19 protein-coding genes are annotated in these 24,673 nt (G+C 32.1%); 4 read left to right on the top strand and 15 right to left on the bottom strand.

Annotated features, from left to right (window positions below):
- Positions 1-42 precede the first annotated feature (42 nt).
- Genes MCFN_RS00905 through gmk form a run of 5 tightly spaced genes read right to left on the bottom strand, consistent with a single transcriptional unit; the run spans position 43 to position 3,891 of the window.
- On the bottom strand, positions 43-693 hold the full coding sequence (locus tag MCFN_RS00905; protein ID WP_038561301.1) for a ribulose-phosphate 3-epimerase: 651 nt from the start codon (positions 691-693) through the stop codon (positions 43-45).
- On the bottom strand, positions 686-1,522 hold the full coding sequence (rsgA, locus tag MCFN_RS00900; protein ID WP_038561298.1) for a ribosome small subunit-dependent GTPase A: 837 nt from the start codon (positions 1,520-1,522) through the stop codon (positions 686-688). Before rsgA ends, MCFN_RS00905 begins: the two co-directional genes overlap by 8 nt.
- Positions 1,523-1,539: 17 nt before the next feature.
- Positions 1,540-2,529: a serine/threonine-protein kinase gene (locus tag MCFN_RS00895; RefSeq protein ID WP_038561296.1), complete on the bottom strand. Its 990-nt coding sequence runs from the start codon at positions 2,527-2,529 to the stop codon at positions 1,540-1,542.
- On the bottom strand, positions 2,529-3,302 hold the full coding sequence (locus MCFN_RS00890; protein WP_038561293.1) for a PP2C family protein-serine/threonine phosphatase: 774 nt from the start codon (positions 3,300-3,302) through the stop codon (positions 2,529-2,531). The genes MCFN_RS00895 and MCFN_RS00890 overlap by 1 nt, the downstream gene beginning before the upstream one ends.
- On the bottom strand, positions 3,295-3,891 hold the full coding sequence (gmk, locus tag MCFN_RS00885) for a guanylate kinase (RefSeq protein WP_038561289.1): 597 nt from the start codon (positions 3,889-3,891) through the stop codon (positions 3,295-3,297). Before gmk ends, MCFN_RS00890 begins: the two co-directional genes overlap by 8 nt.
- A gap of 268 nt (positions 3,892-4,159) precedes the next feature.
- Here gmk and secG point away from each other — a divergent pair, with 268 nt between their 5' ends.
- The 3 genes from secG to MCFN_RS00870 all read left to right on the top strand — a co-directional run bounded on the left by secG (position 4,160) and on the right by MCFN_RS00870 (position 7,948).
- A complete protein-coding gene (gene secG / locus MCFN_RS00880; protein WP_038561286.1) occupies positions 4,160-4,402 on the top strand; it encodes a preprotein translocase subunit SecG in 243 nt (80 codons plus the stop codon).
- 4 nt (positions 4,403-4,406) lie between these two features.
- Positions 4,407-6,581, top strand: coding sequence for a ribonuclease R (rnr, locus tag MCFN_RS00875; protein ID WP_038561283.1), 2,175 nt, complete (start codon positions 4,407-4,409; stop codon positions 6,579-6,581).
- 356 nt (positions 6,582-6,937) lie between these two features.
- Entirely contained in the window at positions 6,938-7,948 is a 1,011-nt protein-coding gene (locus tag MCFN_RS00870) for an IS30 family transposase (protein WP_038561280.1), read from the top strand.
- Positions 7,949-8,206: 258 nt separating this feature from the next.
- On the opposite strand, the gene MCFN_RS00865 is transcribed toward MCFN_RS00870, so the two are convergent.
- The 9 genes from MCFN_RS00865 to MCFN_RS00825 all read right to left on the bottom strand — a co-directional run bounded on the left by MCFN_RS00865 (position 8,207) and on the right by MCFN_RS00825 (position 21,463).
- The gene (locus MCFN_RS00865; RefSeq protein ID WP_038561278.1) at positions 8,207-9,571 is read right to left on the bottom strand and encodes an FAD-dependent oxidoreductase; all 1,365 of its coding nucleotides are present in this window, start codon (positions 9,569-9,571) and stop codon (positions 8,207-8,209) included.
- 280 nt (positions 9,572-9,851) lie between these two features.
- Positions 9,852-11,138 (bottom strand): hemolysin family protein, encoded by a 1,287-nt coding sequence (locus tag MCFN_RS00860; protein WP_038561275.1) that lies wholly within the window; start codon positions 11,136-11,138, stop codon positions 9,852-9,854.
- 2 nt (positions 11,139-11,140) lie between these two features.
- Complete coding sequence (locus MCFN_RS00855; RefSeq protein ID WP_038561272.1) at positions 11,141-12,580, bottom strand: replicative DNA helicase; 1,440 nt, start codon at positions 12,578-12,580, stop codon at positions 11,141-11,143.
- Entirely contained in the window at positions 12,570-13,025 is a 456-nt protein-coding gene (gene rplI / locus MCFN_RS00850; RefSeq protein ID WP_038561269.1) for a 50S ribosomal protein L9, read from the bottom strand. The genes MCFN_RS00855 and rplI overlap by 11 nt, the downstream gene beginning before the upstream one ends.
- A complete protein-coding gene (locus MCFN_RS00845) occupies positions 13,025-14,983 on the bottom strand; it encodes a GGDEF domain-containing protein (protein ID WP_038561266.1) in 1,959 nt (652 codons plus the stop codon). The genes rplI and MCFN_RS00845 overlap by 1 nt, the downstream gene beginning before the upstream one ends.
- A gap of 34 nt (positions 14,984-15,017) precedes the next feature.
- Positions 15,018-17,840 (bottom strand): excinuclease ABC subunit UvrA, encoded by a 2,823-nt coding sequence (gene uvrA, locus MCFN_RS00840; protein ID WP_038561263.1) that lies wholly within the window; start codon positions 17,838-17,840, stop codon positions 15,018-15,020.
- A 13-nt stretch (positions 17,841-17,853) separates the two neighbouring features.
- Complete coding sequence (uvrB, locus tag MCFN_RS00835) at positions 17,854-19,836, bottom strand: excinuclease ABC subunit UvrB (RefSeq protein WP_038561260.1); 1,983 nt, start codon at positions 19,834-19,836, stop codon at positions 17,854-17,856.
- 100 nt (positions 19,837-19,936) lie between these two features.
- Positions 19,937-20,158 carry a DUF2188 domain-containing protein gene (locus MCFN_RS00830; protein WP_038561257.1) on the bottom strand — a complete coding sequence of 74 codons (222 nt, stop codon included), beginning with the start codon at positions 20,156-20,158 and terminating at the stop codon, positions 19,937-19,939.
- A 144-nt stretch (positions 20,159-20,302) separates the two neighbouring features.
- Complete coding sequence (locus tag MCFN_RS00825; protein ID WP_051604541.1) at positions 20,303-21,463, bottom strand: DUF2179 domain-containing protein; 1,161 nt, start codon at positions 21,461-21,463, stop codon at positions 20,303-20,305.
- A gap of 470 nt (positions 21,464-21,933) precedes the next feature.
- Between MCFN_RS00825 and trpB the strand changes: the two genes are divergently transcribed.
- The gene (trpB, locus tag MCFN_RS00820; protein WP_038561254.1) at positions 21,934-23,175 is read left to right on the top strand and encodes a tryptophan synthase subunit beta; all 1,242 of its coding nucleotides are present in this window, start codon (positions 21,934-21,936) and stop codon (positions 23,173-23,175) included.
- A 37-nt stretch (positions 23,176-23,212) separates the two neighbouring features.
- Here trpB and MCFN_RS00815 read toward each other — a convergent pair whose 3' ends face one another.
- Positions 23,213-24,553 carry a hypothetical protein gene (locus MCFN_RS00815; protein ID WP_038561251.1) on the bottom strand — a complete coding sequence of 447 codons (1,341 nt, stop codon included), beginning with the start codon at positions 24,551-24,553 and terminating at the stop codon, positions 23,213-23,215.
- Positions 24,554-24,673: the final 120 nt, after the last annotated feature.

Raw genomic sequence — 24,673 nt, 5'->3', positions numbered from 1 at the left:
TTATCAGTGTTTTTTTATAATATGCTTATTGAGTATATTTAATTATTTAATAATTGAATTTATGCGTTCCTTAGTTGGCTCTTTAATCAAAAATGTTCCTGCCACACAGGCATCAGCCCCCGCTTTAAAACATTGAGGGCCAGTTATTTCATTAATACCGCCATCAACTTGAATTAAATATTGATATTGATTAAAACTTCTAATGTTTTTTAGCTCTTTAATTTTATCTAAAGCTGATGGTATAAATTTTTGGCCTCCTGCACCAGGTTCAACTGACATTACAAGAACTAATGCTACATACGGTAAAAATTGACTTATTTCAGTAACAGATGTTAAAGGTTTTATAGCTAAACCAATACGATAATCATGATGCTTTAATTCTAAAAAATTCAACAACTCTTTTGAATCTACTGCTTCAAAGTGAATAGTTGTAATATCCACTAGATCTTTATAATCATCTAAATATGATAAAGGATTTTCAACCATTAAATGTGCATCCATAAAGTGGTGAGTGGTTTTTTCTTTAATTGTTTTAATTTCTTTAATCTCAATTGCTCTGTTAGGAACAAATTTTGCATCCATTACATCGTAATGGATTCATTTAATACCTTGGTCGATTAAGGTTTGGGCCATTTCTCAGCGCTTACCCTCTTCAACGTTTAAAAGTGATGGCGTTACATTTTTTTTATTCATCTTTAGCTCCTTGTATCATTTTTATGTAATTGTTATATCGAAATTCTGGAATTATACCACTAGCCACATTTAATTTAACATTGCAAAATTCCTGTGGTTCATTAAAATGCAAGCAAGACTTAAATTTACACATTTTAGCCAATTCCTTAAATTGACTAAAAGATTGAGCTAATTGAATTTTTGTTAAATTAGTATCAAAACTTGAAAAACCAGGGGTATCGATTAACTCGCCTTCCAAAGTCTCTATAATTTGTACAACACGAGTTGTATGCTTTCCACGATTTGCAAATTTGGAAATCTCTTGCGTTTCAAAATTCGTGCCTGCAACTGCATTTATAAAAGTAGTTTTACCAACGCCTGATTGGCCCATTAATGAAATAACTTTTTGTGCAAAAATAGGTTTCAATTTTTGCGCAAGTTCAGGATCCGTGTAGTCAATATTAAACACTTTATAACCCATAGAAATGTAGCGTTGTTTTCACTCGCTTAATGCTAAATCGACTTTAGTGATAAACAACACAGGTTCTATGTTATTGGCTTCAATAAAAGCTAAATACTTATCAACTAAAAACGGCTGAAAATCAGGCTCAACTACTGACATTACAACAATGATTGCGTCAATATTAGCAACCTTTGGCCTTATAAACGAATTTTTGCGCTCACAAACCTTCGTTATAAATCCATTCGGTTCAAAATCAACAATATCCCCAACTATGGGTTCAATATTTTTGTGTCTAAAAACACCCGCAGCTTTTAACTGATGCATTGAACCGTCAGTATCTTTAATGTGGTATAAACCGCCAGTTAATGAATAAATTTTACCTCGCACATATCTCCTAAAATTTTCTATCTAATAAAAACGCATATTAAAATCAAGCCAACTAATAAAAGTGTTGAAGTGACTGCAATAGCTGTGTATAGAAAAGCTTTTGAGTTGATAAAATCTTGAAACGTTTTCTTTACATCATCTTTGTTAGGATCATAAACCTTTTCATAAAAACGACTCGAATCTAAACAGGTCGATAAATCAGAGCGCAATTCTCACATAGAAGCATAACGTTTTTGCGGGTCTTTATTAGTTGCTTTCATGATTACATTCGCTAAACCTTGTGGCACCGTGACAATTTTTGTAATATCGGGAAGAGGCGAATTTTTTTGTTTATTCATTGTTTGGACTGCACTTTGCCCTTTAAACGGATAATCGCCGGTCAACATTTCATAAATAAGAATACCTAATGCATAAATATCTGAGCGAACTGATGGTTTATTATCTGAATAACATAGTTCAGGCGCCATGTAATATACAGTTCCAATAACTTTTTGTGCCTGTGTAAAACGCTGGCTATCTTCTCTTAATGCAAGCCCGAAATCGATAATTTTAACATTACGATCAGAAGTTATCATAATATTTGTGCTTTTAATGTCGCGATGAATAATTTTATTGCTATGTAGTTCGCCCAATCCTTCAGCAATTTGCATTGCATAATTCACGGCTGTTCGTGCAATTAATTTACCACCTTTATTGATTTCATTTTTCAATGTTTCGCCATTTACAAGCTCCATAACCAAATATTGTTCCTGAGCATCAAAAGAGGCCTCGACAAACTCAGCAATTCTATTTGAATGAATTGATTTATATAGCTTAATTTCTTGTTCAAAACGCTTTAATGTGTTTTCTTTTTCGGATTCGCCAGCAACAAAAAAGTATTTTAATGCATAAACTTTTGACGGATCGCTTAAAAGTTCCACCTTGTAAACATAGCTAAAACCACCCTTGCCAATTTGACTTATTATTTTGTATTTTTTATATACTTTACTATCGTTTTTTGGCAACATTATCCTCTCCATTCTGCGTTATTAGCTATGGTAACATAAACAGCTGATGCATTATCAGTTGATTTATTGTCTAAAGCATTTTGAACAAGAGCTTCAACTACTTTTTGTTCATTTTTTTCCTGACGTAATATTTGTTCAATTACTGGTTTTTCAATAAAATCATGAACTCCATCAGAGGTTGATAAAATTCCGTGAACTTTATCAAAACTGTCGCTAAGGTCAAAAACCTCAATTTTAGTTTTCTTTTGGGGACCTAATGCTGACGTCAAAGCTGTATGATAACGAACTTTTTTTGCTTCCATTTCACTCATATTGTCAATTAAAATAAGTTTATTTAAGAGATTATGGTCTACTGTAATTTGTGTAAGTTCTCCTAAATTCGATAATACATAAGTTCTCGAATCACCAATATTAAAAATATACAAAAACTTCGCTTTTGTATCAAAAATAGCCGCAGTTACAGTGGTTCCCATATCAAGTTTAGCTTCATCATTTTCGCCCATCTTTTTCATTTCTGCACGAGCTTGTTCAACACATTTTTTAAATCAGGTTGCATATGAATTAATATCGTTTTTTTGCAATGGTATTTGCTCTTTAAAATTGCGATTAAACACATTGACAGTAATACTTGATGCATAAGCACCTCCAAAGTGACCACCCATACCATCACAAACTAAAATCATGCCAATTGAACCTGACAAAAAATGCCCAACTCGATCTTGATTTTCGCTTCTAATATTGCCCACTGAACTTAATTCGCCAAAACTACTCATATAACTCTTTCATTAATAACGCTTCAATCTCATTTGCGGCACGGTGCGGATCATCGTTTATAATATTGTATTTAAAAATATGACGATCAGCGATCTCTTCTGTCGCTTTTTGCATTCTCATTGTAATTGAATCCTCAGTTTCGGTATTACGACCTACAATTCTTTGTTTCAATTCATGGAATGAAGGAGGAAGAATAAAAACTGTGATTATGTTGTATTTATTAAAGTTTTCAGTATTTTGCAGTATTTTTTTAGCCCCTAATGTTTCAATTTCTAAAAAAGGAACTAAACCACAATTGTGAATGCGATCAATCTCACTCAAAAGAGTGCCATAATAATTATCAAAATGAAAATTATATTCTAAAAGTTCATTATTCTCAATTCTTTGCTGAAAATCATCCTTAGAAATGAAAAAATAATGGGTACCATCAATTTCACCTACGCGCGGGCTTCTTGTTGTTGCAGAAACAGATAATTTTAATTTAAGATCATTGTTCTTAAACAAAATTGATTCAATAGTTCCTTTTCCAACACCACTAGGGCCCACAAAAATAATTATTGGTTTCTTTTTATTAGCATTCATTTTCATAGTTTTAAATTATAATATAAAATTTATATTTATTAATTAAATTAAAATAGCAACAGAATAATTAGCTTTCAAATGTTTTCATCTTAAAATCATAAATTATAACATTCTAAATTATGACTACTTTTTGACTTTTACACTCATATTCCTAAGTATTTGGTCAAAAAATAACTATTTATTTTCTATATGCTATTCAATTTAAAATATAAATTTAAACTTAAATTATGTAGCATAGTTTATAATTTAATTCATATTTTCATTTGGAGGCGTCATGACAATACAATTAATAACTTCAATTGTTTTAATGTTGATCAGTATTTTTATCATTATTATTTCATTAATGATGTCACCTGATTCAAATGGTTTTTCAGGAGCGTTAGTTGGTTCAGGTGATCTAGAATTATTCAAATCAAACAAAGAAAGGGGCGTGAAAAAGTTTATGAAGTGAGCCATGTTTTTCATGGGTATTATCACTATGTCTCTTGCTCTTGTAATAAACTTTGTCGCAAAATAATTAGATGATTTCAATTGAAAAAATATACAACTATATAAAAGCGAAAAAACGTTGCAATTATCTTTCAATTGCAAAAGGCTTGCAAGTTCCTTACAATAAAAGCAAACAGCTCACAATCGCTCTAAAAGAAATGGTTGAAAAACACAAAATCATACTATTTAGAGACAATACCTACTCAATTCTCGTTCCAAAAGGAACAATTGAAGGAGTTATTAAATACTCAAAAGATGCTCGTTTTGGTTTCATTGATCTTGATGAAGAAAATGATGGTGAAAAAGTATCGTATTTTGTTCCAGGGAGTAGTTTTAATAACGCCTACACAGGCGATTTTGTTAAAGCTGAGGTTTATGAATACTTTGAAAACAGCTCTCTAAAAGTTTTTGCACATATTACGGAAGTAATTAAGCGTAAAGAAGCTAAAATTCCAGGAATTATTGAGTTAAATAACTCAGTGATTACGTTCAAACCAATCAAAAATGACTATGCTAACACCCGTTTCGTGATTAATGAGTTTAAAATAGATGCCCGTTTAGATGATTTAGTATTAGCCAAAATTTGCGCATGAAAACAAAACGAACTACATGTCGACATTGTTGAAAAAGTTTCTAATATTTCTGATCCTCTTTGCTATGTAAAATCACTTTTAGCTGAACGCGAAATGCCAAAAGGGTTTGAAAAAGAAGTTCAAAAAGAAGCTGACTTAATCCCTGATAAAATTGATCCGAAGGGAATGAAAAATAGAGTTGATTTTCGTGATGAGTTAATTGTTACAATCGATGGCGAAAATACCAAGGATTTTGACGATGCGATTTCTGTTAAAAAAATTAATAATTCGTATTACGAATTAGCTGTTCATATTGCGGATGTAAGCTATTATGTTCATGAAAATAGTGAAATTGATAAAGAGGCGTTAAAACGCGGGACATCCACTTATTTAGCTAATAAAGTTATACCGATGTTGCCAGAAAAATTATCAAATGGAATTTGCTCTCTAAATCCAAATGAAGATCGTTTTACTATGTCTATCATTATCAACATCGATAACAATGGCCATACAATGGATGCACGATTAGTTCAAGGGGTCATTAATTCAAAATATCGTTTAACTTATAAACGCGTCAATGAATTTATTGAATCTAAAAAACGTTTTGAAGACCAATCGTTAAACAAAATGTTAAATTTAGCCTGAGAATTAACACAAAAAATCCGAAAAGTTAAGTTAAGTGAAGGTTATATCGACTTTGAAATAGAGGAGCCAAAAATCATTTTAGGAGATAAAGACCAAGTTGTTGATGTTATAGTAGATTCATCTGGACCAAGTGAAAGAATGATTGAAGACTTTATGGTGCGTGCTAATGAAGAAACGGCTAAAATTTTAACAAAAGCTAAAATCCCTGTAATGTATCGGATTCACGATGTGCCTTCTGAAGAAAAAATTCTAACTTTTAAACAAGTTATGAATGCATTAAACATTAAAATTGAACTTGATTCAATGAATTTAACGCCTCTTTCATTCCAACAAGCAATTGAAAAAATCAAAAAGCAAAGATTTGATAGTTTTCTACAAATTATGTTTCTGCGAACAATGTCAAAAGCTGTTTATAACCCTGAAAATATCGGACATTTTGGATTAGCGAGTGAGCATTATTGTCACTTCACAAGCCCAATCCGTCGTTATCCTGATTTAATGGTTCATAGAGCTATTAGAGATGTTTTGATCAATAATGATCGAACTAAAATTGAGCACATGCGAAAAATTTTGCCAACAATTAGCGAAATGAATAGTGAAGCTGAACAAAAAGCGTTACAAATAGAACGTGACACAAATGATTTATTATATGCTGAATATTTCCGTAATAAAATTGGACAAAGCTTTAATTGTCAAATTGTCAGCGTTTTAAAATTTGGAATGTTTGTTGAATTTGAAAATAAAACTAATGCTTTAGTTCATATTTCAACATTAAGTGATGATGAATATGAAATAAATGATGATTCAACTACAATTATCGGAAAAAATACAAAAAATAAATACCGTTTAGGTGACAAAGTAGCTGTCGTTATTTTAAAATCCGACCCAATTAATGGTAAAGTTGATGCTTGTTTAGTTAAAAACTATAGTGATTATTTTAGTAATATAAAGCAAAACCTAAAACAAAGATCAAAAAATAGTAAAAAATAAAATTAAGACATACTTATAAAAATTTTTGATAAGGAAAATAGTGGAAAAATTAAAAAATCAGATATCTAATTTCTTATAATTTCTATCATTTTAAGTATCATTTCAATAGTAGCGTACTAAATATTCCAATTAATATTATTTATCTCATGATTTTTTCCTAAATGACTTTATACTATTTACCCAATAAAGCTAGTTTAAGCATACAAAAAAGAGCTATTATTAAGCTCTTGCTTGATTGTAAGTTCAAGTGCAACACAAATTAATGTAAAATTAAATTGTGGGGCTTGAACTTTTTTGTTTCGATTATTCTTTAAAATAAAAAAAGAAAAAAGCTCCAAATTGGCCAGGAACTTCATATGAATTATAGCATTAAAAAATATACCCATATAACAAAAAGTGATAGAGAAGCAATTAAAAGTTATTTAGAAATAAATTTATCAATAAGAAAAATTGCAAATATATTACATAAAAACCCATCTACAGTAAGTAGAGAAATAAAAAGAAATTTAGATAAATTTGGGAAATATTCCCCATTTTATGCTGATATCAAAGCCCAAAGACGTCATTATCATAAATATTATTTTAAATTTTTGAATAGTAAATATAGTGAATTTAGTGAATTATTTCTAAAAAAATTTGACAAAAAATATTATGGGGTAAAACTTACCCATAAATATATAAAAGAGAATTTTAAAATTAAAATCCCTTGCTTAAAAACAGTATTCAATTGAATCAAAACAAATAAATGAATAATCAAAAAATCAAATTTATTGCGTTCCTCATATAAAAAGGGTGGAAAAAGACATGCAAGCGTAATTAGTCGCCTTGTAACATCAGCTGATTATGTATTCCCGATATGAACAAGACCCAAATCGATAGATAATCGTGAAGAATATGGTCATTGAGAAGCTGATATGATAGTTGGGAAAAGAGCTACTGGATATAACAACATTCTTACTTTAACAGAGAGAAAAACCAGAGTCGGTTTTGCGATTTTGATACCAAGTAAAAACCCAATGAAGGTGAATGTAGCATTAAGAAAACTCGTTTTAGAAAGACAATTAATAGTAAAAACTATAACTATTGATAATGGCATAGAATTCGAAAAAATAGGTATTTTGGCAAAATGACTCGATATAAAAATATATAGAGCTGAGCCATACGCCTCTTTTCAAAGAGGATCAAACGAACACTGAAATGGACTTATAAGACGCGAATACAAAAAAGGATTTGATTTTAATCAAATTTCGCAAGAAATATTAGACCAAATTACCAAAAGAATAAATGATATGCCAAGAGAAATTTTGGGTTGAAAATCTGCCAATGATTTATTTATCGAGGCTAACTTTTACGGCCTAGTATGATAGTCGCTTATTATGTTGCATAAGCTCTATCCGCTTACACAATCCGCCTCTTTATTTTCTAACCCCAAACCCCTTGAAAAGGGACTTTTCTTTCTTCCTAACCCCCAACCCCTTGCATAAGGGGCTTTTATCGTAACTAATATTTGCAAAAAATGAGAAAAAAATCATTAAAATGTTAAAATAAAAAAAGCCAAGTGCATGTGTTGCACTTGAACTTACTATTTAGGAAGAGCTATTATTAAGCTCTTTTTTATTTGTTAACTATTTTTTATAATTGATTCCTAAAGCTTTTAACATTGGAACAAGGAAGAAGTTAAATGGTTTGTTAAAGTGAGGTAGGAAGAATACATCTGTTAAAGCAATTTCAGGCAATGTTAAACCTTTTTGAATTGCTAATGCGAACATGTATATTGTTTCAGCGTGAAGAGTTTCGCCTCATGAACCTAATTGAACTCCAAGTAGTTTTGTTGTTTTTGTATCATAAACAATTGTACATCCTACTTTTTCTGCATGTTGCATAAATTCTGGTCTATCCATATCTTCTCAGTAAATTGCGGCAGCGTTTTCAAAACCGGCAGCCTTAGCACCCTCAACTGTAAAACCTGTTCCTGCATAATGGCAACCAAACACATTTATAGCATTTGTTCCAGCAACACCTGGGAAAGGTACATTTACGCCCGCCATGTGTAGAGCGGCAACTAATCCAGACTTAACAGCATTTGTCGCTAGGGCAACGTGTTTGTTATCACCAGTAACAACGTGTTTTAGTGCACATGAGTCACCAATTGCATAAATATTTTCATCTGATACTGATCTTTGGAATTCATCAACCACAATTGCGCCATTAGGTAGTTTTTCTAAATTAACGAAATCAGTTCTTGGTTTGAAACCAACACACATTACCACTAAATCAGCTTTGTATTCACCTTTATCGGTTACGACTGATGAAACATCTTTTCCGTTTTTAGACTTGAATTCAACTACTTTTTCGCCTAATGCAAGTTTAACGCCTTCTTTGGCCATGTTTTGCTCCATAATTGAAGTAAATTCTTCGCCAAAGTAGTTTCCGGTAACTCTGGTGTTAACATCGATTAAAGTAACTTTTTTACCTTTAATGTGGAAAGCTTCTACCAATTCAACACCAATATATCCAGCACCAACAATAGTTACATCTTTAATTGAATCATCGTTAGCATATTCAATTAATTTTTGTGCGTGTTGATATAGTTTTGATAAAACAATATTATTGTATTCAATACCTTTAATTTTAGGTTCGATTGGTCAAGTACCACCAGCAAACACTAATTTGTCGTATGTATCTGTAAAAGTAGTATTTGTTGTTAAGTCAAGAACTGTAACTTCTTTTCTATCCTTGTCAATAGCGATAACTTCGTGACTTGTTTTTAAATTAACTCCATAGTCATTTCTCAAGCTTTCTGGCGATGAATAGAATAATCCATCTGGTTCACTAAATTCACCAGCAACTCAAACAGCAATACCACAACCTAAGAATGATGTGTTTGTATTTCTGTCGTATGCAGTAATCTCAGCATTTGGATTAACTGTTCTTAGGGTTCTAATAAATGATGTCCCTGCGTGGTTTGCTCCAACTAATATAATTTTCATATATTTCCTCTCAGTTCAATTTATTTTTATGATTTTATAATTAAAATTATATATTTATCTTTAAACCTAAAAATAAAAATAGAATTTTTTTCATATAGTACCCATATCGTAAAATCAAGTTCTCCAATTTATAAATTCAATATTTTCAGTATTTTTTCAAATTATTACCTAATTTAGTAGTACATAATCTTAAAAATGGATAATTTATACTAAAATGAAATTGTGCAAAATAATTCTACATTCGAGGAGTTTTAGTGTTATGAAAATAAAAAAACCGTGCCTAAGCACGATTTACAGGAACCTCGGTGGTAGCATCTAAATTAACTGGTGCACTGGTACCAATTTCGATTTCAAAGCGATAATGTTTTTGTTTATTAGTTGGAGTTGATAAAACTTTAAAAAAGACGCCATCGTATTCAAAACGTGTATTTTTGGTCAATTTCGCCCCACTTTTAGCTGTTGCTCATTCTTCAAGTGTTTGTCCTAATTCTTTTTCGCTTAATTCAAAATCAAGGTTCATTTGCTTTTGAATTTGTTTCATTAAAACATAGCCGCTAGCATGGAATAATTCTAGACTAATTTCAAAAATATCCTGAACTTCTTCTTCATCATATTCATCAAAAATTTCGCCAACAATTTCCTCTAAAATGTCTTCGATTGTGATGATTCCTATAACTTCTTTTGATTGATAATTATTGACAACAAAAGCCATTTGTGCCCGGTGCGAACGTAATCGTTCCAGACCAACCGCCAAGGTTGAATTCGCACTGACATAAGGAATTGTTTTTAAATAATTAATTACCTTGCCTTTTTCTAGAGAAAATATATCTTTTAATAAAACAATTCCTAGAAATTCACCATCTTTTTCAATAGGTAAACGTGAATAATTAGTTTCTTTAAATAAAGCTAGAGCCTCAGAAATATTAGCTTTATAAGACAAATAACTCATATCTTTAATTTTTACGTAGTGCTTACGAATTTTAGTTGTATCCAAATCCAAAGCATTTTGAGCCATTATACTTTCATTAGCTTCTAAAACACCCTCTGTGTGTGCGACATCAATTAAATTTTTAACGTCTTGTTCTGTGTTTGTGATATAAATATCCTTAGACATTTTAGAAACAATTCAACATAAAGGGAAAAATAATCAATATAAAACTTCTAAAACATAACAAAATGCTTTTGCAACACGTTCAGGATATCTTTTGGCAACTAATTTTGGAGTTATCTCGCCCAAAACAACAATAATAGGCGTTAGAACCGCAGTCGAAATTAGAGCTGAATATTCAGATAAGTTACCAGTTAAATGCTTACTTAAAATGTAGGAAACGGCAGCTGAAAGACCAATATTAGCAATATTATTCAGTATCAAAATTAATGTTAGCATCTGATTAAATACGTTGTACTGCTTTTTAATTAGCTTAGCACCGAATTCACGCCTATCTAACATACTTTCGATTTTACCAGGATTTAATGCCGAATATGCAGTTTCACAACTCGAAAAAATCGATGAACATAGCAACAACAAACATAAAACAATTATTATAATTAAATCAATTGCGTTCATAGTTATGAATCTAAATCCTTTGTTTTAAAATTGTTAATATCTTCTGGCATGCCGTCAACAACATAATTAGTAAACTTACCAATATTTCGGTGAAAATAAACTTTTAAGTCCGCTGTTGCACCACTACGGTGTTTTGCAACAATAATTTCTGTTTCATCACCATAATTTGTGCCACTAAGATTGTCTTTTGTTGTTTCTTTGTTGTAATAACTGTCTCGATATAAAAACATCACAATATCGGCGTCATTTTCAATTGACCCCGATTCACGCAGGTCAGCAAGATTTGGGCGTTTATTCTCACGCAATTCTGTTTGACGGTTTAATTGCGAAAGAACGATGATTGGAACATGTAATTCTAGAGCTAGTGTTTTTAAACTTCGAGAAATACGAGTAATTTCCATTTGTCTATTTTCACTGCCACCTTTTTTATTAGAATGAATAAGTTGCATATAGTCGACCACAATCAAATCTAAAGGTTCAACCTTATTTAAACGACGACATTTTCATAATAGTGTTTGTAACTCATTTTCGTATGTATTATCAATAAAAAGATTCATTTTATCAATTACATTAACTTTTTTGTTAGATATTTTAAGCATGTCATTATCAGTTAATAACTGTGGTTTTTTCAGTTTATACTGGTCAATTGAAGTAGCTATTGAATAAATCCGCCCCATCAATTGTTTTGGGGACATTTCTAAACTGAAAAAAGCTACACGGCGATTGCGTTTATTGTTTGGTTTTTTTTGTTGGGCAACATTAACAGCGATATTTAGTGCAAGGGCCGTTTTCCCTAAACCGGGGCGAGCAGCAATAACAATCATCGCATCATCCTGAAGACCCTGTGTTAATTCATCTAAAGCAGTATAGCCAGTTGGAACCCCGCTAATGGCGCTTGGATCTTTATCTCTAAGTTGTGATAATTCATTGCTGAATTCATCTGAAACAGTCTTTGCACTTAAAAAGTCTTCACCGTCCTGACCACGATCAATTTCCATAATAGCTGATTGAATTTGTGAAATAATTTCATCTGGGTCGGCTGAATTAGAATTGTATAAATCATTATCAATTTTAGCTAATTTGGAACGTAAAGTTCTTATTTTCGTTAAACGAATTAGCTCACGAATGTAAAGTTGAATGTTTGACGGTAAACCTGAATTACTATAAATATTCGCAAGCAAGCCCTCACGAACTTTATCAAATCCAAGTGCTTTTGCTTTCGATAGTATTTGTTGATCATTAATACTAATATTTAGGTCATAAAGAGCTGACATAACAATAAACAGTTCTTTATGTTCCAGTGTTGCAAAGTCTTCAGCTAATAAATACGGAATAATTACATCTGCATATGAATTGTCAGACAAAATAATACCCAGCAGGTTTTTTTCATACTGGCTATTATCACAAATATGTCGGGAGTGGTGATCAGTTTTATTTGACATTAACTTTTACCTCAATTTGTAGTTTTGCGACTATATCGTTATACACAATAATATCAACTTCATGAATACCATTTGACACAAGATGTACTTTTTGTACTGCATATTTATCTAATTTATAACCTTTTTTACTCAGGTCTTTTAATACATCTTTTGTTGAAATAGATTTGTGAACAATTAAGTTTCCGTGAGCATCAATTAAAGCATCAAGACTATAAACTAATTTTTCTTTTTCCAGTTTTTCTTTCAGTTCGATAGCTTGCGATCTAATTTCCATCTCGTTAGCAGTTAATGCGCTCAATCTTTTATCAAGTTCTCTCTTTGTTTTTTCATTATATGGAACACCAAAACCTTTGGCTACTAAAAAATTTGTTCCATACCCTGGCGAAACTTCGACTATTGTGTTAGCTTTGCCGTATTGCGAATCTTTAATTAAAATTACTTTCATTATTTAACTCCTACTATTGCTTGCTTAATATTACTAATGAATGTTTCTAAATTATCATTAGACACAGCAGCAGCTGCTGCAAAACCGCCGCCGCCACCAACATTTTCACAAATAATTTGAACATTTGTGTCAATTCCGCGGGCGCTTAATTTATATCTATCACTTTTTTCTTGGCGCGCAACTACAAACGAAGCCCGACGACCATCAATACGTAAAATTTCCTCTGCTGCAATTGAGATTAAGTCGTCAGCACAAGGTTCGTCAGCATAAGCTAAGAAGAATCCTTCTTTAACTTCCTCAAGATTTTGGAGTAATTTATTAACTTTTTGTTGAGTTTGCGCATCTATTTTTAAAGCGTTTGATGCAATTGTGGCATTAGCACCACGATTTTCAAGTCAGCTAGCAGCTTCAAAAGTTTTTGATGTTGCGTGTTTTTGGAACTGTAACGTATCTAAACAAATTCCATTAAGCAACATTTGGGCTGTAATTAAATCAATTTGAATTTTACGATTTGTAAACATTAACATTTCTGTCACCAATTCAGATGCCGATGAGGCTGAGGTTGTTACAATTCTGTTTTCTTTTGGAGCAAAATCTATTGAAAGTCGCATACGATGATGATCTAAAATGAATATATTTTTAGAATTAACATTTTTAATTGCATCTGGATTGTCTGTTCTTGACGGATGAGCATTATCTACAAAAAACACCAGAGTGTTTTCATTACTGATTTTATCCGCTTGTGCAGGGCGGATAAAATAATTCTTTATTTCCTCTCAATATTGCATTAAAACTTTTTTTGTTGTGCTATCCTGAGTAGATGAACAAATATAAGCTTCCTTTCCAAAGTTTTTGGCCATCATTAAAACACCCATTGCTGATCCGATTGCATCTAAATCAGCTACTGCATGCCCGTAAATAATTACATTTTCAACTTTTGGATCACTCATCCTCAATTCTACAAGTTCTGTAAATGCTTTAATGCGTGTGCGGTCTGAACTTGGTAAAATTTCAGTTGTCGACCCAAAATAAATTGGCTGTTCATATGGCGACATAACAACAACTTGATCACCACCACGACTTTGTGCTTGTAAAAGAGCAGTTTTTGCTAAATCAGTTTTACTTCTCAAATCATTATCTCCATAACCGAATCCAGCAGATACAGAAACCACAATATTATTTGTTAAAGTCTTTAATTTTGAGTGTAATTCGTCAAAAAATACAAAGTTTTGAGCAATCATTTTATTCAATGATATCCGGTTAGTAATAACTAAAAACTTACCATTTGTATTGTATTGACGATACACGAAATTATATTTTTGAACTAAATAATCAAGAACGCTAATAACACTTTTATTTAAGTTATACATTTGTTCTTCTGAAAGTATTGATTGATATAAAGCATAATTATCAATTTCAATTTCACCAATAACACTCAATTCATCTTGATAAAGAGCCATTGTCTTTTTCTCAAAAGTTATATCCCTAATCGAAATATAGCCTTCAATATCATGTAAAACTACAAGATAATGTGAATCTTGAAAAACAAACTCTCCTTGTGTTTTTTTATTTTCAAACTTAACTTCTAAACTGTCTAAAAACTTATTTAATTTAGTTCCAACTAATTTTTTACCAAATCTTTCACCAATAAAGTCGCTAGCATGAATTATATTACCTACAACATCATAAAGCAACACGCCTAATTGGTTATTTTTTTGAACATCATCAATAAATTTCGCGTATGAAGATTTAATAGACGAATGTTTTGCTATTGACGTTGTTACAGTCAAAACACTGAAAATTCCAATTAAAATAGAGCCAGAAATCAGTGTAATTGTGTATATAGTGGCTCAAAGCGCTGATCCGGTTTGAAAAATTCCCACTAATGACAAAATTGCAAGCAAACAGCAAAATAATACAATTGATACATAAAGTGTAAGTTTATTTTTTATACTCATAATTTAAATTATATATTAAATAACAATCAGTTGTTTAGAGATATTTTTTCAAGTATTCTCCTGTATATGAACCTTCGATTTTGGCTACTTGCTCAGGCGTTCCACTAGCAACAATTTTTCCACCATTAATCCCGCCATCAGGTCCTAAGTCAATAATGTAATCAGCGCATTTAATCACATCTAGGTTATGTTCAATAACAACTACTGTATCACCATTATCAACAATCTTATTTAAAACGCCAAGTAATTTATGAACATCATAAGGATGTAATCCGGTAGTTGGTTCATCCAGTACATAAACAGTCTTTCCAGTAGCTTTTTTGTGTAAATATGTTGCTAACTTAACACGTTGAGCTTCGCCGCCACTAAGAGTAGTTGAAGGCTGACCTAGTTTAATATAACCTAGCCCAATTGACTGGATAACGCCAAGCTTTTCTTTTATTTTAGGTCTGTTTTGGAAAAATTCATATGCTTCATCAACACTCATTTCTAAGACGTCTGCAATGTTTTTTCCCCGATATTTAACTTCACGAGTTTCAAGCGTGTATCTGCGTCCATCACATTCATCGGAAGCAATATAAACATCTGGCAAAAAATGCATTTCAATACGTATTGACCCGTCTCCAGAACATTTTTCGCATCGTCCGCCAGGTACATTAAAACTAAAATTTGACTTAGTATATCCTCTACTTTGTGCCTCGGGAGTTGAAGCGAATAAGTCGCGAATATCATCGAATACCGAAATATGAGTTGCAGGTGTTGAGCGAGGAGTTCTGCCAATTGGAGATTGTGAAATAGGGACTACTTTATCAATTGCTTTAATATTACTAATCGAGCTAAATTTACCCATTTTTTCAGTACTTTTATTGACAACTCGTTGAATTCCTTTAACAAAGATTTCATTCACAAGCGTTGATTTCCCTGAGCCACTCACTCCTGTAACTGCAATAAATTTTCCAAGTGGAAATTTAACATCAATATTTTTTAAGTTATTTTCCTTTGCGCCTATCACAGTCACAACTTGTCCATTACCACTGCGGCGAGTTTGAGGAACCTCAATTCGTCTTTTTCCGCTTAAGTACTGACCCGTTAATGAATCAGGTGAGTTCATGATATCCTGAATACTGCCTTCAGCTACAATAAAACCTCCCTTTACCCCTTGTTCTGGCCCAATGTCAACAATGTGTTCAGCAGCTCTAATTGTATCTTCATCATGCTCAACAACTATCAGAGTATTACCGATTTCAACCATGTTTTTCAGTGTTGAAATCAGTCTTTCATTATCTTTTTGGTGCAATCCTATTGATGGCTCATCTAAAACATATAATATTCCAGTTAAGTTGGAACCTACCTGAGTTGCTAGTTTAATTCTCTGACTTTCGCCCCCGGATAATGTTTCAGCACTACGATTTAGTGTTAAATATCCCAATCCGACATTTTGTAAAAAAGTTAGCCTATTTATAAGTTCTGACAATATCAATGATGATACCTGTTGTTGCATACTGTCTAAATTCATATTTTCAATAGTTAAAAGCGCATCATCTACTGATAAACGACTGAATTTATCAATGTTTATACCATCAATTTGTACCGCTAAAGCATACTCATTCAAGCGTGAATTATTACATTTGGAGCAAGGGAATGAACCCATATATTTACGCAATCAGTCACGGATTGCTTCCGACGTTGTCTCCATATATTTACGTTCAACCGAGGTTAAAATACCTTCAATTTTACGATTATGTCTATATTTCGCTCCTGATGCTGACACTAAAACATACTCAATTTCTTCTTTTGATCCATATTTAATTATTTTTAAATCTTCGTTGCTTAATTCTTCAATTGGTACATTTTTATCAATATTGTAGTGATTTAATAAAACATCAAATGCTTGCCATTCTAAATTTGTTGTATTAACAGTATTAGCAAAAATTTTAATTGCGCCATCATTAATTGTGCGTCAAGGTTCGGGTACTAAAGCATCAAAACTCGCTTTTAAATCAACACCAAGCCCTTTACACTGAGCACAAGCTCCCATCGGAGCATTAAATGAAAACAACCTCGGCTCAATTTTAGGCATTTCAAAATCCTTATACATACAAGAATGCAATTTTGAAAACGTTTTAACTTCGCCATCTACGGTTTCAACTTTAATCAGACCTTTACTGTATTCAGCTGCGATCGAAATCGCTTCTGCTATTCGTGAGCGATTTTCCTCATCGATATTTACTCTATCAACGACAATATCGATTGTGTGTTTTGTATTTTTATCAAGCGAATTTATATCATCGATTCCTTGAATTTCGCCATCAATTTTTAAACGTAAAAAACCTTCTTTGCGTAATTTTTCAATTAGATTTGCATGCGTACCTTTTTCATTATCAACAATAGGTGAAAGAATAATGATTTTAGTATTAATTCCTAACGAATAAATTGTGTCAAGTATATCTTTATTTGTCTGAGTTTTGATTTCTATTTTGTGACGTGGACAAAAAGGCTTGCCAATTCGAGCAAAAAGTAATCGCAAATAATCATAAATTTCAGTGACAGTTCCAACTGTCGAACGTGGGTTATTGTGAGTAGTTTTTTGCTCTATCGCAATTGAGGGACTTAAGCCATCAATTGCATCAACGTCAGGTTTATTTGTCACACCCAGAAACTGACGGGCATAACTTGATAAACTATCCACATAGCGACGGCGCCCTTCTTCGTAAATTGTATTGAAGGCTAAGCTGGATTTACCAGAACCACTCAAACCCGTAAACACAATTAACTTGTTTTTTGGCAGTGTTAAAGACACGTTTTTTAAATTATTTTCCCGGGCACCTTTAATTGTTATTTGTTCTTTTGTTGACATTTTACTCCTCTCATTATTGCTTTTCTAATTCAATAATTAAATCTCTTATCTCAATCGCTTTTTCGTAATCTAAATTTTGGGCAGCTTCATTCATTTTTGTTCTTAATTCTTCTAAAAGTTGTGCTTTTGCTTTGATATCCTTTGCTTTAGCTTTATTATCATTCAAAAAGAAGCTAATTTGCTCATCTTTAGCATCATCCAAAAGACTATCTGCAATGTCTTTTACAATTGTCTTAGGAACAATATTATGCACACGATTATATTCAACCTGTAGTGCTCTTTTTTCTTGATTATCCGCGATTGCTTCTTTCATGCTCCGCGAGATCTTTTCTGCATACATCAATACTCGCCCATTTGCATTTCTTGCGGCGCGCCCTGCAATCTGAATAAGTGATTTAGTATCCCTTAAAAAACCTTCTTTATCAGCATCTAAAACTACAATCAAACTAACCTCAGGCAAATCAATTCCTTCCCGCAGTAAATTGACGCCAATTACAGTATCATAAACACCTTTTCTCAACTTTAACAATATACGATTGCGGTCAAAAGTATTGTGTTCTGAGTGTAAAAATGCAATTTTTTCATTTTTTGCTAGGTAATGACGCGTCAGTTCCTCAGCCAGTCTTTTCGTTGTTGTTAAAATCAATGTCCGTTCATTTTTCAATTTTTGTTTTTGAATTTCATCATAAATATCCTCAACCTGGTTTTCACTCGGTCTAACTTCAATAATTGGATCTAAAAGCCCTGTTGGCCGTACGTATAAACGAGTTAAAACACCGTGTGTTTTGTCAAGTTCATATTCCTCAGGAGTTGCGGAAATATAAATTGTTTGAAAATCAAAAGAGCTTTCAAATTCTTCAAATCTAAGCGGGCGATTATCTAATGCAGACGGCAATCTAAATCCATAATCTACTAATGTTTGTTTTCGACTGCGATCTCCGTTATACATCCCACGAAGTTGAGGTAACATCATATGACTTTCATCAATAATTAGCAATGGATTTTGGTCTTTTAGATAATCTAAAAGTGTATATGGTCTTTCATCTGCTTCCCGACGGTCAAAATAACGAGAATAATTTTCAATGCCAGGACAAGTGCCAAACTCACTTAGTGAGTCTATATCCTTGCGAGTACGCTCTTCAATCCTTTGAGCCTCTAAAAGTTTATTGTTTTTAGCAAAATATTTAATTCTCTCTTCAAGCTCAATCTCAATTTTTTCAACAACTTGGCGAGTTAAATCATTGCTGACTGTGTATGCTTCACCAGGGAAAATTCTGTATCGTTTAAATTGTTCAAAAACAGCCTTTGTAACGGGATGGCAGGTGTTTATTGTTTCAATTTCATCGCCTCAAAAAACGACCCTTATCACAAATTCCTCTGTGTGAGCAGGCCTAATAAATACTACATCGCCTTTTGAGCTAAAAGAACCTAAAATAAGATCAGTTTCATTGCGTTTGTAATTTTTTTGCACAAGTTCACGCAAAAAATCGTTTCTTTTTCACTTTTGACCAACTTCTATATAAAAAATTTGCTCGCGGTACTCACTGGGATCTAATGCTCCATAAATCGATGATACAGAAGCCACAACAATTGTATTTTTCGTAGTTAAAACAGAATTATATGTCGACATTCGCATCGCCTCAATTTCTTTATTGCGTTGCGAATTTTTCTCAATGTATGAATCAGAGCTCGGTATATAAGCTTCTGGTCGATAATAGTCAAAATAAGATACAAAGTATTCAACGTTATTTTCAGGAAAAAATCCTTTTAACTCGCTGTATAACTGACTTGCTAACGTTTTATTGTGTGAAAGTACCAAAACCGGACGATCAAAGTGAGCAATTACATTAGCAATTGTAAATGTTTTTCCTGAACCAGTAACCCCTTTTAAAACCTGAAATCTTTCACCATTTTCAACACCTCGTATTAACTCTTTAATAGCCTTTGGTTGGTCTCCGGCTGGTTTATATTTAGAAACTAATTTATAACCTGACAATATCACCTCATTTCTTCTATATGTAATTAATATTATAAACTAGCAACGACTACAAAAACTGATAGTAAATAATAAAAAATTTAATCGGGAACGATTAAATTTATTTTTTCTTTTTACTACTGAAACCAGTACGAACCTGACCTGAAGGTCTATGAACTAAGACAGAAACTTCTCGTCTTTTTTTCATTTCTTTCAAATACTCAATAGCTTCTTTTTGCGTGTTGAATAATTTAGTTGGGCGAGTATTCCCTTCCCCTTTAACTTGTCATTTTCCGTTGTACGGAGTAATATGGTAAGTAGTTGCTAAGTCTTTTTCAGCCATTGCTTTCCTTCATTATTTTGCTATTAATATTATTTTATACAAAATTATGGATATTAAATAAAAGTTGCAAAAATTACTGATTTTATATTAAACTTACACACAAATTTAAAATACCAACAGTTTTATTTATTGCTTTGAATTTTTTTACCGTCGTGCTTGCGAGGTAAAAACATATCCATCTACTTTTTTAATGTCTATAACCGAAACAAAAGCATCGGGGTCAATGGATTTTACCAGTGCCAATAAGTCCGCTGCATCAATGTAAAGACAGTTAGTTATCAGTATATTTTGAGTTTTTTTGCTGTATCCCCCTGTACCCTGAATAGTTGTCGTAACGTAAATTGATTTTCTTGAACTATAAATTAAATTCTGGATTTCATTAACCTTACGTGAATAAACTTCAACCTTAACTACTTTAAATTTTGGAAATAAAATATTCAAAATTAACGCATTGACAACAATCATTAAAATACCGGCAACAAAAGTTAATGAGAAAAAGTTTTGGAGAGCTCAAGGACTAAATGTTAAATTAGTCTTTTGGCCCGATAGAGCCACGGCAGCTGGAATATATGTTCCCATCAAGTTAGCTACTGTTAAACAAACCAGGTGTACAATTAAAAAAACGCTGCCGAGATCTCGAAACTTTTTCTTAGCTAAATAAATAGCAATAATATCAAAACCAGCTGTCGATGATTCAGTTATTAATAAAGCTGCGTTGAATATTGCTTGCAATGTTCCATACAGAATTGCGTATAAAAAGATTGAAAATTCACGCAATTGACCAACTTCTCAAAGACCTATTTCAACCCTTGCTAAAACATTTGTAACACCGTCTTGTGCATTCAAAACAGTATTAGGGTCGCCAAATATAAATCATTCTTTACTTTCTGGGATTCAAGCAGTTATAAAACCACTCAGTGTTGATGTAATCAAAAACACAAAGTTAAGCAGTGCAAAACGCTTGTTTATTTTAAAATACGCAAATATAAACAAGGGGACATTACCTAAAAAACTTACCAATCAAAATAGAACATTAAAAAGTCACAAGCTATTATTATATATTCGTACAAAGCGCGCTACTCCCTGAGCTAAAGCTCCAATGCCTAACTGATACATACCCGTAATTTGCAAAAGTGCAAATTCAACAACACCGAATAAAAGCCCTAAAACAACAGATACTGCAATCTGCCAGCCCAATGATTTAACACGATATAATGAACCAAAATGCAAAAATGATTGCTTAACACGGCTTCTTGTTATTTCTGTGATTTGAGTGTGCTCTTCATTCCGTTTATTTTTATGCATAAATATTATTATAAGTAAAATTACCCTAGTTTCCACTTTTTAATCAACTTTACTGGCAAAAATTCCAATATTAAAAATTTTAGGGCGCAATCACTAAAATTAAGATTTTAAATAAAAGCTTAAAAGCATTTTAATTAGCAAAATATGTGAAACTCAGCAATTTTTGTGTATAAATTCATTTAATGCAAATCAAACAATCTAAATTTAACTTCTTGACCATTTATACAAATTTAGTAAAATTATTTTAGTAATGTTGCCATCGAGCGACTATCTGAAGGAGAAAATATGCAACAATTAAAGTTCGATTGTTTTCAAATGCAAGCATATTTCTACTGGCGTAGTTTAAATTAATTTTTATTGTTATTTTTAAAATTAATTTAATCCATATATTAATTAAATATTTTAAATAACAAAATACATACATCAGTATGTTTATTTTTGGTAAAAATAATTAACTATGAGGAACAAATATGAATGATAAATTAAAAAAATATTTAGAAAACACACCTAATGAAGATGGCTTTTTCGGAGAATTTGGTGGGGCTTATTTGCCAGCTGACTTAGAACCTATTTTTGCTCAATTAGCTCAGCAATACAAAGAAATTTCGCAAACTGAAGAATATAAAAATGAGTTAATAAAAATTAGAAAAGACTTTCAAGGCCGTCCAACACCAATCTATTTTTGCCAAAATTTATCCGCTAAATACGGCAAAGCTAGAATTCATATTAAACGTGAGGACTTAAATGAAGGAGGTTCACACAAAACTAATCACTGTTTAGCAGAAGCATTGTTTGCTAAAATGATAGGTAAAACAAAATTAATTGCTGAAACCGGAGCGGGTTCGCACGGGGCAGCGGTTGCCTTAGCCGCTGCTCACTTTGGGTTAGAATGTGAAATTCACATGGGAGCAGTCGATATCGCCAAACAACAACCTAACGTTGAAAAAATGAAAATATTAGGAGCTAAAGTCATTCCAGCCACTCACGGAGCACAAACACTAAAAGAAGCAGTCGATTCTGCCTTTGAAGCTTATCGAAAAGAATATAAGACTGCATTATATGCAATCGGTAGCGTTGTAGGACCACATCCATTCCCATTAATGGTAAGAAATTTCCAAAAAATAATTAGCGAAGAATCAAGAGAACAATTCAATGCAAAATACAATAAGGATCCTGATTACGTAGTCGCCTGCGTTGGTGGTGGTTCAAATGCTATCGGTTCATTTACAGCTTATTTATTCTCAGATACAAAACTAGTCGGTGTTGAACCTTTGGGAAAAGGGCCAATCAACGGTCAACATGCCTCTACCCTAACATTTGGTAAAACAGGTATATTACATGGTTTTAAATCTATTCTTTTAGCTGATAAAGACGGTAATCCAGACGAAGTATATTCTATTGCTTCCGGACTTGATTATCCAGGAGTTGGACCAGAACACTCATACCTACAACAACAAGGATTAGCTACCTATGAAGTAATCACGGATAATGAAGCATTAGAAGCATTCCTAATCTTAGCTTCAAGCGAAGGTATCATACCCGCTTTAGAATCTTCACATGCCTTAGCACAAGCTATTAAAATCGCTAAACAGAACCAAGTTAAAGAAATTGATATTCTTGTTACTCTATCCGGACGTGGTGATAAAGACTTGGCATATATTCTAGAAAACTACAAAGACTTTATCGAGGAATTTAGAGAAAATCATTTATAAAAACTAAAAAAAGGCCTTGTGGCCTTTTTTGATTAAATTAATTTAATTCAAATATTTTGTTTTCATTATAAATATATTTTGCAGTTTCTGGATTTGAAAGCATGGATTTATTAAACTCATTTACTATTTCCGTTAAGAAAACGGCCATTTTCTTTTGAAGAGAATCCATTTGACTTTTATTTGCGATTTTTGAAGGCTCCTTCAGTGTTAAGGTGTCATAATCAGAATATAATCGTTCAAAATATTCTCTTTCAATGGAATTATTGTTTTGGTATTTTTTAAAAATATCAGAAATATGCTTATGTTGTTGCTGATTTAGTTTAGAATTCTTATCTACTTTATGAATATATGAGCTAAAGTTTTTGTACATTTCATAAGTTTTTACAAGGTTACCAAATGATTGGGCGAATCCTGGTTCTCCGTTTTTTCCGGCAATTAACTTATTAATTTTTTCTTTTTCAGAATTAATTTTAACAGTGAAATGTTCTAAATATTTTTTTGCTGCATCTAACCTATTAGAAATGAAAAATTTTTGTATATTGGAAACAAAAGTGTGAAGTTGAATAGCTTGTTGATAAAATTCTGGTTTAACCAATTCATTCCCTAACGATATAACTTGTGTTTTTAAACTGTTATCTAATTTTTCAATCTCGTTTTTTAAGACTTTATTGATATCGTGTTTTGCAGGGGTTAGTACAAATTTAGAATTATTTTCATTGATTTTTTCAGTCTTTTTGGGCGAAGTTGGTGTGTCTGCTTGCATTTTTTCGTTTTTAGGAGCTTGTGGTTGCACTTTTTGTGATTTACCAAAATCCTTTTTATCTTTTTGAACCTTACCTGAACTATTTACGTTTGGTTTGGTTGTTGATGATGATCCTTTTTTATCCGGAGATGTTTGTTTGGTCGGAGCAACAGGTTTTGCTGGTTTTAAAATAGGGTTAGGGGTGCCACTTTGCTTTTTCTTATTTTCCGGTGTTGGAGCTTTAGGTGTTGATTTTGGTGCCGGTTTTTGAGGTGCGGGTTGAGGTTTGGTAGAAGGTGTATCTTTTAGTGATTGTTTTTTGTCTGGACTAGGCGTTACATTTTGTGCTTGCTCACCATTTTTACCATTGTTGGAATCTTTTTTGCCAGCTTTAGTTTTATCATTATTTTCGCCTTGAGCTTTCTCTGTATCAGTTTTTTTAGTTTGATCACCTTCCTTACCCATGTTAGGATTTTTTTGCTCAGTTTGTGGATCATTAATACCTTTATTTTCTTCAGATTGTCTTGATATATCCTCAGGATTAATTTTTGCAGTCTCATTGCAAGCGACAACAATCATTGACGGAAATACAACGGATGTGGATGATATTAAAGTTTTTAAAAGAATTTTTTTCATATTTCACACTCTCTTATTTTTGATTTTTTGTGTTGATTTAATTTTTAGTTTAAATACTTAATAATGATTTATTTTACTAAACTTTATTTTTTTGTTAATTGTTCCACAATATTTCCACAT

It is taken from the genome of Mycoplasmopsis californica, from assembly GCF_000695835.1.
Lineage (GTDB): Bacteria > Bacillota_I > Bacilli_A > Mycoplasmatales > Metamycoplasmataceae > Mycoplasmopsis > Mycoplasmopsis californica.
This window is presented reverse-complemented; position numbering and strand designations above follow the sequence as displayed.